This window comes from Streptomyces sp. NPDC048002 (genome assembly GCF_040653275.1).
Lineage (GTDB): Bacteria > Actinomycetota > Actinomycetes > Streptomycetales > Streptomycetaceae > Streptomyces.
In genome coordinates this window covers 1-14,095 of sequence record NZ_JBEZNL010000041.1, presented here as the reverse complement: position 1 = coordinate 14,095, position 14,095 = coordinate 1, and the positions used below count along the sequence as shown (strand labels likewise).

The window sequence follows — 14,095 nt, the reverse complement described above, 5'->3', positions numbered from 1 at the left end:
GGACGATCGCCGGGACCGAGTCCGCCGGCGTCCCGCCGACCCGGAAGGAAGCCCGTTGACCACCGACCCACGGCTGACGCTGTTCTGCCTCGCCCACGCGGGCGGCAGCGCGCACCCCTACATCAGGCTCGCGGCCGATCTGCCCGGCCATGTCACGGTCGTACCGCTGGAACTGCCCGGGCACGGAACCCGGGTACGAGAACCCTTGCTGCACGGTCTGGCCTCGCTGGCCGAGGAGGCCGTGCGGCTGATCGGCGAACGCCGGCACGAGCCGTACGCCCTGTTCGGGCACAGCTTCGGCTCCCTGCTCGGCTACGAGGCGGCGCGGGCGCTGACCGCCCTGGGCACCCCGCCCGAGCTGCTGCTGGTCTCGGGCCGCAACGGGCCGACCGAGCCGCTGTCGCACCGCCCGTTCCACCATCTGCCCGACGACGGCTTCGTCCAGGGCCTCCAGCGGATCGGCGGTCTGCCCGAGGCACTGCTGGCCGAGCCGGAGCTGCTGCGCTTCTATCTGCCCGCGATCCGGGCCGACCTCCGGGTCGTCGAGACCTACACCCACGCGCCGGGCCCGCGGCTGGCCGTTCCGGTGGCCGCGTTCGCCGGCCGCGAGGACGTCCTGACCGACGCCTCGTCGATGGCGGCCTGGTCGCGGATCACCACCGGGGTCTTCGATCTCACGCTGGTCTCCGGCGGCCATTTCTTCCTCCAGGAGCCGGAGTTCAGGGCCGCGCTGGGCGCCCGCCTGACCAGGTGCGCGGCGGCCGCGGCCCCGGTGCCCGCCGCTCGTGGGGCGGTCACCCGAGCGGTTGCCGAGTGAACCTCCACCGACAGCACCCAGCATCACGGGCTGTACGGCTCTCCCCCCACGCCAAAGTCCGAGACCAACAGGAGGCCCCAGTGGCGGCGCTGTCCCACGAAGAGATCCGTCGCAGGATCGGCGAGTACATCGAGCAGCAGTTCCTCGGCGAGAGCGAGGTGTCGGAGCTGACGGACGACACCCCGCTGCTGGAGTGGAGCGTCCTCACCTCCATGAACACCTCCCTGCTGCTCTCGTTCATCCGCACCGAGCTGGGGGTCGTCGTGCCCCCGACCCACATCACCGGCCGGCACTTCGCCAACCTGGCTGCCATCACGGACATGGTCTACTCCCTGGCCCCGCAGCCCGCTGCCTGAACCGACCGAAGGAAGAGAGAGCATCGTGGACGCACAATTCGACGTCGCAGTCATCGGCGGCGGCCCCGCGGGATCGACCGTGGCCTCTTACCTGGCCAAGGCCGGTCTGTCCGTGGCCGTGTTCGAGGCGGAGAACTTTCCTCGTGAGCACGTCGGCGAGTCCCTGGTCCCGGCCACCACCCCGGTGCTCCTGGAGATCGGGGCCATGGACAAGATCGAGGCCGCCGGCTTCCCGAAGAAGTTCGGCGCCGCCTGGACCTCCGCCGAGGACCGCGACATCAACCACAACGGCTTCCGCGGCCTGAACCACGACTTCCGTGCCGCCGAGGTCCTGTTCAGCGAGCGGGACCAGGAGGGCGTGGACCGGGACCACACGTTCCACGTCGACCGCAGCAAGTTCGACCACATCCTCCTCAAGCACGCGGAGGAGCTGGGCGCCAAGGTCTTCCAGGGCGTCCGGGTCGGCAAGGTCGACTTCGACGGCGAACTGCCCGTCGTGGAGGTGAAGGTCGGCTCCTCCTCCACGCAGATCCCGGTGAAGATGGTCGTCGACGCCAGTGGCCGGCAGACCCGTCTGGGCAACCAGCTCAAGACGAAGATCCCGGACCCGGTCTTCAACCAGTACGCCGTGCACACCTGGTTCGACGGTCTGGACCGCAAGGCCCTCGCCGTCAACAAGGACCAGGCCGACTACATCTTCATCCACTTCCTGCCGCTGCTCGACACCTGGGTGTGGCAGATCCCGATCACCGACACCATCACCTCGATCGGTGTCGTCAGCCAGAAGAAGCGGTTCCAGGAGTACGGCGGCGACCGCGAGAAGTACTTCTGGGAGACCGTGGCGTCCCGCCCGGAGCTGCTCGACGTGCTCAAGAACTGCGAGCAGGTCAAGCCGATGAAGACCGAGGGCGACTACAGCTACGGCATGAAGCAGATCGCCGGTGACAACTACGTCCTCATCGGTGACGCCGCCCGCTTCGTGGACCCGATCTTCTCCTCCGGTGTCTCCGTCGCGCTCAACAGCGCCCGGCTCGCGGCCAAGGACATCATCGCCGCCGCCGAGGCCGGCGACTTCAAGCACGAGCGCTTCTCGGCCTACGAGAACAAGCTCCGCAAGGCGGTGGGCTACTGGCACCGCTTCATCGAGGCCTACTACCGCCTCAACATCCTGTTCACGGCCTTCGTGCAGGACGACCGCTACCGGCTGGACATCCTCAAGATGCTCCAGGGCGACGTCTACGACGACCAGGAGCCGAAGGCCCTCTCCGCGATGTGGGAGATCATCGAGGCCGTGGAGAACGACCCGACCCACCTGTGGCACCCGTACCTGGGTCAGCTGAGGTCGCCCACCGCCGCGCCCAGCTTCTGATCGGTCCCGGCCCTCCCCCAGCCGGGAGAGCGGCAGGGCTGGAGCGCAGACGCCGGCCGCGCACCCTCTCCGGAGAAATCCGGGAAGGTGCGCGGCCGGCACTGTTTTCGGCGCCCGCCGCGCGGGGTGTCAGGCGGCACGCGCGTGCGCGATGACGGTGAGCAGGGCGCGCGGGGTCGGGGCGTCGGCGACGATGGTGTCGGGCAGCATCAGCCCGTACTCGCGCTTGAGCCGTCCGGTGACCTGGAGCAGCGCGAGCGAGTCGTAGCCGAGCCGGTAGAACGGTGTGTCGACGACGTCGTCGGCCTCCAGGTCGATGCCTTCGGGAACGCCGGCGCTCTCGCTCAGCAGCCGGAGCAGGTCGGCGAGGGTGAAGCCGTCGCGGGATTCGGACCGGGCCATGGTGGGTGCCTCCAGAGGGATGGGTGACGGTGCCTTCGCGGTACGGAACGGAACAGGACGGAACGGGGAGGGGAGGGCCCCGGCGCGGGCCGGGGCGGGCGGGGCGGCGGCGGGCGGCTCAGAGGCGGCCGAGCAGCACGCCCAGCAGGCTCTGGTCCAGCACGGTGTCGGCGGCCGTGTCGGCCGCGGCGCCGAAGCCCTCGTCGCGCAGGGCGGCGCTCACCACGTAGTCGGACTCCAGGGCGTACGTGCCGAAGCTCCACTCCGGGCCGGTGCCCGGGGAGCCGTCCGGCCGCTGGAGCCGGATGCGCGCGTCGTCCAGGGTGAAGCCGAACTCGGTGAAGCGGAAGCGCAGTCCCTGGCCGATGGCCTTGCTGTACGCCTCCTTGAGCGTCCAGAGCCGGACCAGGGCGCTGTTGCGGGTGGTCTCGGGCAGCGACTCCAGCAGTTCCCGTTCGTGCGGCGTGCAGGCCTGGAACTCCACACCGGTGCCCACCATGGGGCGCTCGGCGCGTTCCACGTCGACGCCGAGCAGGCCGTGCCGGGTGACGCCGACGACCATGACCTCCTCGGTGTGGCTGAGGCTGATGTCGATCTGGTCGCAGCCACGCAGGTAGGGCCGGCCGCCCGGCTTGTACGCCAGGTCCACCGCCTCGGGGCGGCTGGCCAGCACCCGGGCCGCGGTGTGCTTGAGCAGCAGCCGGGAGGCGAGGAAGCCCTCCCGGACCCGGCGGTGGCTGAGCCGCTGGAAGCGGCCCCAGTCACGGGGGCCGAGCAGGGGGCGCAGAACCCTTTCTCCTGTGTCCTCCGGAAGCCAGTCGGTGACTCTCCCGTAGGTCACGACCGTGCCGCGCTCGGCGAGCGGCCGCAGCACCTCGTCCCACTGTCCCTCGGGACCGGTCACCAGCACGGGGGCTCCGGCGGCGGGAGCGGCCATCAGACGGCCGCCTTCACCAGGCGGTCGCGGAGGTAGGCGACGAGGGAACCCACGGACTCCATGTGGTCGACCATGTCGGGCAGGGAGAGTTCCCCCAGCTCCGGCACGGCCTGCTCGACGCGGTACTTCAGCTGCATGATGAGGACGGAGTCGAACCCCAGGTCCTCGCGGAGCAGCGAGTCCGTGCCCACCTCGGCCACCGGGTCGTCGATGACCCGTCGCACCGCCTGGACCACCGCGGAGATCAGATCGCCGGACCCGTCGTCGGCGTGTGTCTCGTCGGCGCGCGCACCGTGGCTCATGGGCCGTTCCTTCCGGTCAGGAGTCGAGAGAGGTCTCGTACAGGTCGTAGGAAAGCCGTCGCTCGTAGCGGTCCATGACCGTGTCGAACAGCAGCCGCTCGACGGACTCCTGCGGAGCCTTCGGTACGTCGAGCCCCAGCAGGACGCCCAGCCGGTGCAGCGCGCCGGTGATCCACGCGGGGTCGGCGAGGAAGGTGCCGGGCCGGGCGTCCCGGTGCTCGCGCCAGACGCCGAGGCTCGCCGCCGCGGCGCAGACCAGGGCGTAGCGGTCGGTGAGGGCGAGGGTGTCCGGGGTGGACAGGCCCGCGCCCGGGGTGATCCGGGCGAACCGGTCGCGCAGTTCGCGGAGTTCGCCGAGGAAGGCGTCGACGAGGGCGCCCAGCTCGCCGTCGGCGCCCGTGCAGGCCGTCAGCACCGGGACGACGGGGTCGGCGGCGCCGGCCGGGGTCAGCGCGGACAGGTCGGCCGGGGGCAGGTCCTCCCAGGGGCGCAGCAGCGCGGCCGGCGGTTCCTCCTCGGTCAGCCAGGAGGTGCGGGCCAGGTGCGGGAGCTGGGCGACCAGCATGGCCTGGCGGGCGGCGGTGCCGGCGTGGCCCTGGCCGAGCAGGGGCAGGTCGCGCACCATCCGGCCGAAGGCGCCGTAGCGGCCCTTGGAGTCGAAGTACGCCTCGCCCAGCACGGTCGACAGGTCGTGCGCGGAGTCCTGGAGCAGCTTGGGCACGGTGTAGGCGGCGGCCGCGGCGCAGGCGCTGACCCGGTCGGGCAGCAGATGGATGCCGCGGGCCGCGGCCAGCGCGATGCTGTCGCCGATCAGCAGGTCCAGCAGGGCGCCGGTGAGCACCTCCCGTCCGTACGGCGACCTGAGCGGGCCGTAGGGGTCCTCGGCGCGGTGGTCCACGGCGAACCGCACGGCGGTGCGCAGGACGGTGTCGCCGGCGGCGATCATCACGGAGGGCAGCAGGGCGCGGGTGACGACGGAGCAGCGCACGACCAGGTTCATGCCCTGGCCCGGGGTGCCCACGACGGCCTCGTCCGGGACGGGGCAGTCGGTGAACTCCAGGCCGCCGAACTCGCAGCCGTCCAGTCCGACCGTGCGGTACCGGTGCAGGGTGCGCAGGCTGCCCTCGGGCAGGATCTGGCGGTCGATCAGCAGGATCTCGTGCGTGCCGTCCTCGGTGCCCGCGACGACGGTGAGTCCGCGCGCGCGTGCGTAGTTGCAGACGGCGGTCTTGGAGCCGTCGAGGCGTCGGCGGCCCGCGGACCGGCGCAGCGCGAACTCGTCCCGCAGGAAGTCGTTGGCGTGCGAGACGGCGGGCCGGGCGACGGCCATGCGGCCGCCGCCCATGAGCAGGGCGGCGGTCCACTCGCGCTGGGCGGCGTCCCCGGCGGTCCACACCGGGGTGGCGGCGAAGTAGCAGTTGAGTCCGTACCCGAAGCCGAGCGAGAGGTCCCGTCGGCAGGCGGGCCGCACCACCCGGCCGAGACCGTCGATCCGTTCCAGCCGGCCGCCGAGTTCGGCGGGCACGAAGTCGGACCCGAACTGGCAGTCCTCCAGAGCCCGTTCGGCGCGCGCTCGGTCCTCGGCGCCGAGCGCCCCGTCGCCGAAGGGGGCCAGGGCACGCTCCAGTTCGTCGGCACGGCTCCGGATCCGCCCCTCGGCCGTGGTCGCACGCACAGCTCGCTCCACCGGGTGTCACTCCTCGCGGTCCGTAGGTCCGATCCGCCCTCGTACGCCGGGTTTCACCCCACCCGTCCGTACGAGAACGAACCAAGACTCCGCCGCTCCGCTCAAGCCCTGGTGGACCGCAACCCGAGCCGATCGGGGGGCATATGCCCAGCTCAGCTTCCGGGTTCCGGTTCCGGGCCGGACGGGACGGCGTGACCGCGACGCCGGACGGGGTACTCCCCCGCCCGCGGCGCCGCACACCCGTGCTCCAGGTCCTAGGCAGACCCCCCGCCCGGGGGCCGTAACCACGCCACCGTCGCGCCGGGCGCGTCGTCCGGCCGCTGCTGCGCGGTATCACCCAGCACCAGACAGTCCAGGGCCTGCCGCAGCCGGTCGCGTTCCTCGTGCGGCGCCCCGACACAGCCGTCGAGCAGCGACACCGCCCGGTGCCCGTGGCGCCGGGCCTGTACCGCCAGTCCGTGTCCCGGCCCCACCTCGGCGCACAACAGCGGCCCGACCGTGGCCAGTTGACCCACCGCCGCGTCCAGCAGCACCGGCCGGGACGGCTGAAGGGCCCAGAACTCGGGATCCACGGCGCGTTCCGGCTCGGGCCGCCCGCCCGCGCAGCCGGAGAGCAGCGGGGTGTGGGGCAGGGTGTACCCGGCCTCCCGGAAGGCGGGCAGGGTGTCCCGGCACGCCTCGGCCATGAGCGGGCCGTGCAGTCCGGCGGGCACCTGGACCCTCATCCAGGTCAGCCCGGCACCCTCCAGCGCCCGCCGGGTGGCGGCGAGTCCGAACTCCGATCCGGAGACGACGGTCTGTCCCAGACCGTTGGCCGCCGCGACCGCGGCGCCGCCCCGCAGGAGCGGAGTCACCGCGGGCGGTGCGGCGGCGACCGCGAGCGCCCCGCCGGCGGGCGCCCCGGCCAGGGCGTCCGCCTGTACGGAGACCAGCCGGACCGCGTCCGCGAGGGAGAGCACCCCCGCCTGGACCGCGGCGACCAGTTCGCCGACGCTCTGGCCGAGGACCGCGCCGGGGCGCAGTCCCCGGTCCCGTACCGTCTCGCTGAGCGCGTGGCAGACCGCGAACAGCAGGGGGTGCACCTCGGCCACGGTGCGCAGCCGCGCACCGGAGGACCACAGTCGGTACAGCCGTTCCCCGGTCCGGCCCAGCAGTCCGAGGACCGCGTCCATGGCCGTGGTGAAGGCGGGCTCGTACCGGTACAGGCCATAGGCCATGGCGGGGTACTGGGCTCCCGCGCCGGGCAGGAGCAGCGCTACCGGAGGCACCGGCGTCAGTAGCGGCCCGGCGCCCGCACCCTGAAGAGCGAGAGCGGCTGGTCCAGCCGGAGTTCGGAGGAGGAGTCGAGCAACGCCCCCTGGAGCGACTGCAGTTCGTAGCTGGGGTCGAGCCCCAGCTCACCGGCGAGCACGTCCCGCAGCCGCTGGTAGACCTCCAGGGCCGTGGTGCGCCGGCCGGCCCGGTACAGCGCGAGCATCAACTGCAGGTGGATGCCCTCGTGCAGCGGGTGCCGGGCGGCGAGCCCGAACAGCTCCCCGATGATCTCGTGGTGGCGTCCGAGGAGCAGGTCCGCCTCGATCCGGCGGCACAGTATGCCCATCCGGGACTCCTCCAGGCGGGTCACCTCGACGTCCAGCACCCGCCCGCACTCCACGTCGGCGAGCGCGGGTCCGCGCCACAGCGACAGCGCCTTGCGGAACAGGTCGGCCGCCGCCTCGTAGTCCCCCTTCTCCAGGGCCCGGTGGCCGCCGCCGGAGAGCCGCTCGTACTCCCGGACGTCGACGGAACCGCCCTGGGTGTCCAGCAGATAGCCGCCGGGCTGGGTCACGAGCACACTTTTCGCGCCCAGCGGCATATCGGGCGATGGGCCTCCGATGGCGGAGGTGATAAGGTTCCTAAGTTGAAGGATGTACGTCTGTAGGGTAGTTGCGACGCTGGGCGGTGGGGTCTCGCCCCAGACCTCCTCCACCAGCATCCCGACGGAGACGGGCCGGTCTGGGTTGAGGGCCAGTACCGCGAGCACCTTGCGTGGCTTGACCGCGGAAGGCACCACAGACTTGCCGGTCTGCATCACTCTGCATGCGCCGAGCACTTCGATGTCCATCGGCATCCTCTCTGTTGCCTGCACTCCGCTGCTGAACGTCCGCAGCACTGAATTCCGCTCGGTGATGTGATGGTCACGTGATGGTCCGGTGAGCTGCTGGAGAGCGGCTCAACTCGGACTCAGGTCGGCCTGGAAGACCGGTACTTGGGGATACAACGGCCGGATGCCGCCGCTCCTGAGCAGTCCGCGCATGGCCGAACGCTGGAGCTTGCCACTGGTGGTGCGCCGCACCACGCCCTGCCGGACGAGCAGGATCACGGCGTCGGGGATACCGAACTCCCCGTCCAGATGGCTCTGTACGGACTCGACGAGCGACGGCAGTTCACCGTCAAGGAGGCCGGTCTCGCGCACTTCCTGAATCACGATGAGCCGGTCGCGTTCCGGCCCCGTGGTGATGGCCGCGGTCACCCCGAACTTGGGGTTCAGGCCCTGGACCGAGGTCTCGATGTCCTCCGGCGCGACATCCACCCCGTTGACGACGACACCCTCCTTGAGCCGCCCGATCACGAACAGTTCGCCCTGTTCGTCGACGGCACCCAGGTCGCCGCTACGCAAAAACGATCCGTCATGGGCGGACGTGACCGCTCCGAAACACTCCTCGGTCTCGGCGCGGCGCCGCCAGTACCCGGTGGCGACACTCTCGCCCCGGATCCATATCTCGCCCACCCGCCCCGGCTCCAGCACCTGCCGGGTCTCCGGGTCGACGATCCGCATCTCCACCCCGCGGGGCCGTCCGACCCCGACCAGGGTCCGGCTGCGGGAGCCGTTCCTCGGTCCGGTCAGCCGGCCGGCGGCCAGCGCGGTGCAGTCCGCCTCCCGCTCCACCGGCGTCCGGTCCGGCGAACCACCCGTCACCAGCAGGGTCGCCTCCGCGAGCCCGTAGGCCGGGTAGAACGCCTCGGGCCGGAAACCGGCCGGGGCGAACCGTTTGGCGAAGGCGGCCATGGTGGCCTCCCGCACCGGTTCGGCACCGTTGACGGCGACCCGCCAGGAGGACAGGTCGAGCCGGTCCACCTCCTCGTCCGTCGCCGCCCGCACGCACATGTCGTACGCGTAGTCCGGGCCGCCGGACAGGGTGACGCCGTACGCCTCGATCATCCGCAGCCAGCTCAGCGGCCGGGCGGCGAAGGTGGCCGCGGGCATCAGTACCCCGCGGGCCCCGAGGTGCAGCGGGTGCAGCAACTGCCCCACCAGGCCCATGTCGTGGTACGGCGGGAGCCAGCCTCCGATCACGGCGTGCTCGTCGCTGCCCAGCGCCCGGGTGATGGCCTCCTGCCCGGCCAGCAGATTGCGCTGGCTGATCAGGACCCCCTTCACCTGGGTGACCGAGCCGGACGTGTACTGGATGAGGGCGAGATCGTCGTCGGCCGCCACCGTGGGCCGCCAGTCCTCCGGATCGGGCAGGGCGGCCCGGTCCGCCGCGAGGCAGACCAGGTCGCTGCCCGCGAAGAGCCGGGACAGTTCGGCCGCCACCGCGGAGTCGGCGAGGGCGAGGCCCACGTCGGCGTCCTTGGCGATGGCGGCCAGTCTGCGCACATTGCGCCCGCCGTCCAGCGGCGACGGACAGGGCACGGCGGTGGCACCGGCGTACAGACAGCCGAGCAGAGCGGTGACCTGGAGCGGGCCTTCGCAAGCCGGCAGCAGCACGCGCTGCGCCGCCCCGCCCCGCGACTGGACCCAAGCAGCCAACTGACGTGCCTGCCGGTCGAGTTCACCGTAGGTCAGGGTGCGGACCGAGGAGCCGGGGCCGCCGTCCCGGCGCGCGGCGGTCTCGGCGCCGACGAAGCTGAAGGCCTCACGGCTCGGGTCCGCCGCCTCCATGCGACGCCGTAATGCGCCAAGAAAACCACCCATTTCGAACCGCCCCCGTTCGACTCAATGGCGTGAAGCTAACGGCCGATGCTCAAAGAACGCATGACCTCTCCTCGACTCCCGGACGGGTGTCGGGCGCGTGAGACGCATCATAACGAGGGACGATGGCGTCGCGGTACGGGTAATTCATGACGTGTTGAGGAATCGATCCGGTCGGTTCCTGTCCGCGATGGCGCACCGCACCCGCGCTGAACTTGGCAAGTATCGCTCGGAGTCGGGGAGTCCGGATCGGCACGGATTTTCGAAACTCGCGACCGGGACGCGATCGAACCCCTCTTCGACCTCCACCGGAGGGCCGGACGGCGCTGAGAGGGGGCCGAGTCCGCCTGCACCGCGTCCGGGCGTGCCGGACCGACCGGCCCGTTTCCACGGGCCGGCCGTCGGGTCGTCCGCGGTCCCGGCCGCCGCATCGGCCGGGACCCGCCCGGGGCTACCGCGGGGTGTCGGCCGCCGCGCGCGTGGTGAACGGAAGCACCAGGCGTGAGGGGTGGGCGGCGTCGCGGTAGATCTTGTGGGTGACCGGGCGGCCCACCGGAAGGTGGAAGGCGTCCGGCGGCAGCAGGGAGTTGTGCGCGTCCGCCAGGGGCTCGTCGTTGGACAGCTCCGCGACCAGCCGGTGGCCGGGCCGGAACGTCGCCGCGAACGGGTAGACCCGCAGCACGTACTCCTCGATCCGGCCCGACTCGACCGGCACCGCCCGGGTGTGCGGGTGGTAGGGGTCGCCCTCGGTGGTGCGCTCCTCGTCCAGCTCGCGGTGCGAGGCCTTGAGGTACGCCGTGGTGATCAACTGCCGCCCGCCGCCCGGCGCCTCGTCCCACAGGCGCAGGATGAAGTTGGTGTCCGGCTGGTCGATCTCGGCGAAGAGGTGCGCAGCGCCCTGGCCGATCATCTCGGTCGGCTCCTCGAAGGGCTCGGTGCTCCAACCGATGATCTCCACCTGGTCGGTGACCGTCAGCGGGGCCTGGTAGAAGCCGTCCGGCGCGGCGTACTCGGCGCCCATCGGCTCCGGTTCGAAGGAGAGCCTGCGGCGCGGGCGCAGGTACAGCGACCGGTGCTCCACCTCCTTCGGCGGCCAGGTGTCACCGGTCGCGTACGTACGGGAGCCCTCGACGTGGACGGTGACCGCCGGCTCGTCCATGATCCCGTTGTCGACACCCTTGATCCAGTACTCGTACCAGCGGAACATCTTGTCGTGCTCCTCGACGAAGGGGCGCGACTGCATCGGCGGGTAGGGGCCGATGTCGAGCTTCCTGGGACCCTTCAGCGCGTGGAACAGTTCGATGGTGCCGTCCATCGTCCAGCCGCGGCCCTGGTCGATCTGAAGCCAGACGGGGATGTCGATCCGCGGCGCCAGCGTGATGGGGTTGCGCTCCTCGTACCAGTCGCCGTCGACCTCGTTCATCACGATGTCGAACCAGGCCTCGTGGTTCTTGGGGTAGTTGAGCACATGGACCAGGTTGGGCCAGGCCGCGACGTCGGGGTCGGCGAGCCGCCGGGCGACCTTCTCCCTGATCTCCTCGGGCGAGAAGGTCTCCAGCATGCGGGACTTGACGCCGTCGGTGAACGCCCAGCCGGAGTCGCCGCCGCGGCCCTCGCGGGCGGCGCGCGGCATGAACCACATGACACCGCCGTGGTAGGTGGTCTCGTAGAAGTCGTAGTGGCCGCCGCTGACGAAGATCGCCTTCAGGGACGGCGGGCGCTCGGCGGCGGCCAGCACCTGCATCGAACCGAAGTAGGAGATGCCGATCATGCCCACGTTGCCGTCGCACCAGGGCTGGGCCGCGACCCACTCGATGAAGTCGTACGCGTCCTGGCCCAGGGAGACACCGCCGGCGTTGTAGTTGCCGATGTGCTCGCCCCCGGAGGCACCGGAGCCGCGCAGGTCGCCGATGACGTGGACGTAGCCCTCCTGGACGACCCGGGCTATGTCACCCGCCTCGATGCAGCCGTCCCACATGGGGCTCGGCCTGCGCTGCGGCGGGGTGGTGAGGGCGAGGGCCTGGAGTTCCTTGCCGTACGGGCTCAGCGCGACCAGCGCGGGGCGCGGGGTGGGGTCGGGCTCGCCGTAGACGTCGGCGGCGAGGGTGACACCGTCCCGCATCGGCACCCGGAGGTCCTTGCGGACGGCGATGTCGCGCCCGCCCGCCCGGACGGTGTGGAAGTCGGTCATGAGGGGGGCTCCTGTGTCACGAGTGCGGTGCGTACTGGCGGCGGTAGCCGTGCATCGAGGTGAAGAACGGCGACGGTTCGAGGGTCGGGTCGCCGGTGTAGCCGAGCGCCTCGGCCGCTTCGGCGAACGGGGAGTACGGCGAGTCCGTCTCCCGTGGTCCGGCCGCCAGGCAGGCGCGGGCGGCCTCGCTCACCCGGCTCTCGACGGCGAGGCTCTCGGCGAGGGCCTCCTGGGCCGCGGCCGCGTCGAGTTCCACGCCGTAGGGCGTACCGTCCGGCCGCCGGTAGGGGTGGCCGAGGTACAGCCGGCGCGGCCGGAGCACCTGGAGGTACTCCAGGCAGACGCGGTAGGCGACCGGGTCGGTGTAGCCGGGGAAGCCGTTGGCGGCGCCGTGGGCCTGGACCGCGTCACCGGTGAACACCGCCCGCTGCCCGTCGAGGACGTAGGCGACGGAGCCGGGGGTGTGCCCGGGGATCGCGTGCACGGAGACGGTGACCCCGCCGCCGAGGGAGAGGGTCTCGCCGCCGCGGACCAGCAGGGTGGGCTCCATCTCCCCGGAGATGACCTGCCGTGCGGCGGCCGCCACCTTCGCCTCGCCCTCGGGATCGCCGAGGTAGCGGCCGCGGCCCGCGGTGTACTCGTCGACATGGGCCTGCCGGGAGCGCAGCATCGGCGCGTCGGCCTCGTGGATCACCACCTGGGCCCGCCGGCCGGTGAGTTCCCATAGGGCGTGCGCCCCGCCGACGTGGTCGATGTGACCGTGGGTCAGCAGGATCCAGCGCACGTCCTCGATCCGGCGGCCGATCGCCCGCAGCGCGGGGGCCATTCCCTCGGCGGGCGAGCCGGCGATGCCGGTGTCCACGATCGCCGGCTGGGGCGCGTCGATGTAGAAGCTGTAGAGGCCGAACCGGCCCCAGGGCGAGACCAGCGGGTGGACGGGGACTTCGGGCGTCATGACTCTCTCCTGCGAACTCGTACGCGCGGCGGGGTGGTTCAGCGCCGGTTGAGGAAGGCGCTCGTCTCGGCGAAGACCTCGCGGTACTCCGGGAGCCAGGAGAAGTGCTGGACGAACCCGTGGCCCGCGCCCGCGTACCGGCTCACCTTCGCCTCGACTCCGGCCTCCCGCAGCCGCCGCCCGTACAGTTCGCCCTCGTCGCGCAGCGGGTCGTACTCGCCGGTGACGACCAGGGCCGGCGGCAGGCCGGTGAGGTCGGCGCGCCTGATCGGGGAGACCAGCGGGTCGGCGGGGTCGGCTCCGCTGTCGAGGTAGAAGGAGTTGAACGGCTTCAGGCCGGCCGTCTCCAGGCCGTAGCCGACCGCGTTCTCCCGCAGCGAGGCGTAGCGGTCGACGTCGAAGTCCAGGTCGAGGGAGGGGTAGTAGAGGATCTGGTGGGTGATCCGGTCGAAGCCGTCGTCGTACGCGCGGGCCGCGACCGCGGCGACGAAGGTCCCGCCGGAGCTGTCACCGGCGAGGGCGAGGGTGGTGCCGTCCCAGGCGAGGCGTCCGCCCTCCGCGGCGGCCCAGCGGACGACGGCGTAGCAGTCGTCGAGCCCGGCGGGGAAGGCGGCCTCGGGCGCCAGCCGGTAGCCGACGGAGACGACCTTCAGGCCGGTGGCGGCGGCGAGGGAGCGCGCCACGTGGTCGTGGGTCTCCAGGCTGCCGAGGAAGAAGGCGCCGCCGTGGAAGTAGACCAGCAGACCGTGGGTGTCCCCGTCGTCGGGGGTGTAGACCCGTACCGGGACGTCTCCGGCCGCGGTGTGCGCGGTCAGGTCCTCCACGGAGTGCAGCGGCAGGCGTTCCTCGGGGGGAGCGACCTGCGCCTCGTCCGCGGCGCGGAGCGCCTCCGGGTCGAGGGGGCCCTCGGGCGGGGCGGGCAGGGTGGCGAGGATCCTGGCGATCTCGGGGTGCAGCGGCATGACGTCACTCCTGTCCGGCGGTGGCGGGCTTCGGCCCCTGGGTCGTGGGCTGCCGAGCGGAGGCATCGGGGCGTTGGCCGGTGGTGGTGGGGGGCTGGCCTGTGGTGGTGGGGGGCTGGCCTGTGGTGGTGGGGGGCTGGGCCCGGGTGACACGGAGCACGC

Annotated in this window: 14 protein-coding genes; 4 read left to right on the top strand and 10 right to left on the bottom strand. The window is 71.9% G+C overall.

The window, feature by feature from the left end; all coding sequences use genetic code 11:
* The first annotated feature begins 55 nt into the window (after positions 1–55).
* The 3 genes from AB0E07_RS33195 (at position 56) to AB0E07_RS33185 (ending at position 2,542) form a co-directional block, all read left to right on the top strand.
* A complete protein-coding gene (locus tag AB0E07_RS33195; RefSeq protein ID WP_362260436.1) occupies positions 56–817 on the top strand; it encodes an alpha/beta fold hydrolase in 762 nt (253 codons plus the stop codon).
* A gap of 80 nt (positions 818–897) precedes the next feature.
* A complete protein-coding gene (locus AB0E07_RS33190; protein ID WP_351931678.1) occupies positions 898–1,173 on the top strand; it encodes an acyl carrier protein in 276 nt (91 codons plus the stop codon).
* 25 nt (positions 1,174–1,198) lie between these two features.
* Entirely contained in the window at positions 1,199–2,542 is a 1,344-nt protein-coding gene (locus tag AB0E07_RS33185) for an NAD(P)/FAD-dependent oxidoreductase (RefSeq protein ID WP_362260433.1), read from the top strand.
* 129 nt (positions 2,543–2,671) lie between these two features.
* Here AB0E07_RS33185 and AB0E07_RS33180 read toward each other — a convergent pair whose 3' ends face one another.
* The 6 genes from AB0E07_RS33180 to AB0E07_RS33155 form a co-directional block, all read right to left on the bottom strand.
* Complete coding sequence (locus AB0E07_RS33180) at positions 2,672–2,944, bottom strand: acyl carrier protein (protein WP_362260431.1); 273 nt, start codon at positions 2,942–2,944, stop codon at positions 2,672–2,674.
* Between the two features lie 118 nt (positions 2,945–3,062).
* The gene (locus AB0E07_RS33175) at positions 3,063–3,881 is read right to left on the bottom strand and encodes a 4'-phosphopantetheinyl transferase superfamily protein (RefSeq protein WP_362260429.1); all 819 of its coding nucleotides are present in this window, start codon (positions 3,879–3,881) and stop codon (positions 3,063–3,065) included.
* Entirely contained in the window at positions 3,881–4,183 is a 303-nt protein-coding gene (locus AB0E07_RS33170; RefSeq protein WP_362260427.1) for a phosphopantetheine-binding protein, read from the bottom strand. Before AB0E07_RS33170 ends, AB0E07_RS33175 begins: the two co-directional genes overlap by 1 nt.
* 16 nt (positions 4,184–4,199) lie before the next feature.
* Complete coding sequence (locus AB0E07_RS33165) at positions 4,200–5,858, bottom strand: acyl-CoA dehydrogenase (RefSeq protein WP_362260425.1); 1,659 nt, start codon at positions 5,856–5,858, stop codon at positions 4,200–4,202.
* Between the two features lie 266 nt (positions 5,859–6,124).
* A complete protein-coding gene (locus tag AB0E07_RS33160) occupies positions 6,125–7,138 on the bottom strand; it encodes an acyltransferase domain-containing protein (protein WP_362260423.1) in 1,014 nt (337 codons plus the stop codon).
* A 5-nt stretch (positions 7,139–7,143) separates the two neighbouring features.
* A complete protein-coding gene (locus AB0E07_RS33155) occupies positions 7,144–7,698 on the bottom strand; it encodes an AfsR/SARP family transcriptional regulator (RefSeq protein ID WP_231905718.1) in 555 nt (184 codons plus the stop codon).
* Positions 7,699–7,903: 205 nt separating this feature from the next.
* On the opposite strand from AB0E07_RS33155, the gene AB0E07_RS33150 reads away from it, so the two are divergent.
* Positions 7,904–8,044 carry a hypothetical protein gene (locus AB0E07_RS33150; protein ID WP_362260517.1) on the top strand — a complete coding sequence of 47 codons (141 nt, stop codon included), beginning with the start codon at positions 7,904–7,906 and terminating at the stop codon, positions 8,042–8,044.
* A 38-nt stretch (positions 8,045–8,082) separates the two neighbouring features.
* On the opposite strand, the gene AB0E07_RS33145 is transcribed toward AB0E07_RS33150, so the two are convergent.
* From AB0E07_RS33145 to AB0E07_RS33130, 4 genes are all read right to left on the bottom strand, one after another.
* A complete protein-coding gene (locus AB0E07_RS33145; RefSeq protein WP_362260420.1) occupies positions 8,083–9,795 on the bottom strand; it encodes a fatty acyl-AMP ligase in 1,713 nt (570 codons plus the stop codon).
* 481 nt (positions 9,796–10,276) lie between these two features.
* On the bottom strand, positions 10,277–12,016 hold the full coding sequence (locus tag AB0E07_RS33140; RefSeq protein WP_362260418.1) for a CocE/NonD family hydrolase: 1,740 nt from the start codon (positions 12,014–12,016) through the stop codon (positions 10,277–10,279).
* A 16-nt stretch (positions 12,017–12,032) separates the two neighbouring features.
* Positions 12,033–12,971, bottom strand: a complete 939-nt coding sequence (locus AB0E07_RS33135; protein WP_362260416.1) for an MBL fold metallo-hydrolase — start codon at positions 12,969–12,971, stop codon at positions 12,033–12,035.
* Between the two features lie 38 nt (positions 12,972–13,009).
* On the bottom strand, positions 13,010–13,933 hold the full coding sequence (locus AB0E07_RS33130) for an alpha/beta hydrolase (RefSeq protein WP_362260414.1): 924 nt from the start codon (positions 13,931–13,933) through the stop codon (positions 13,010–13,012).
* Positions 13,934–14,095: the final 162 nt, after the last annotated feature.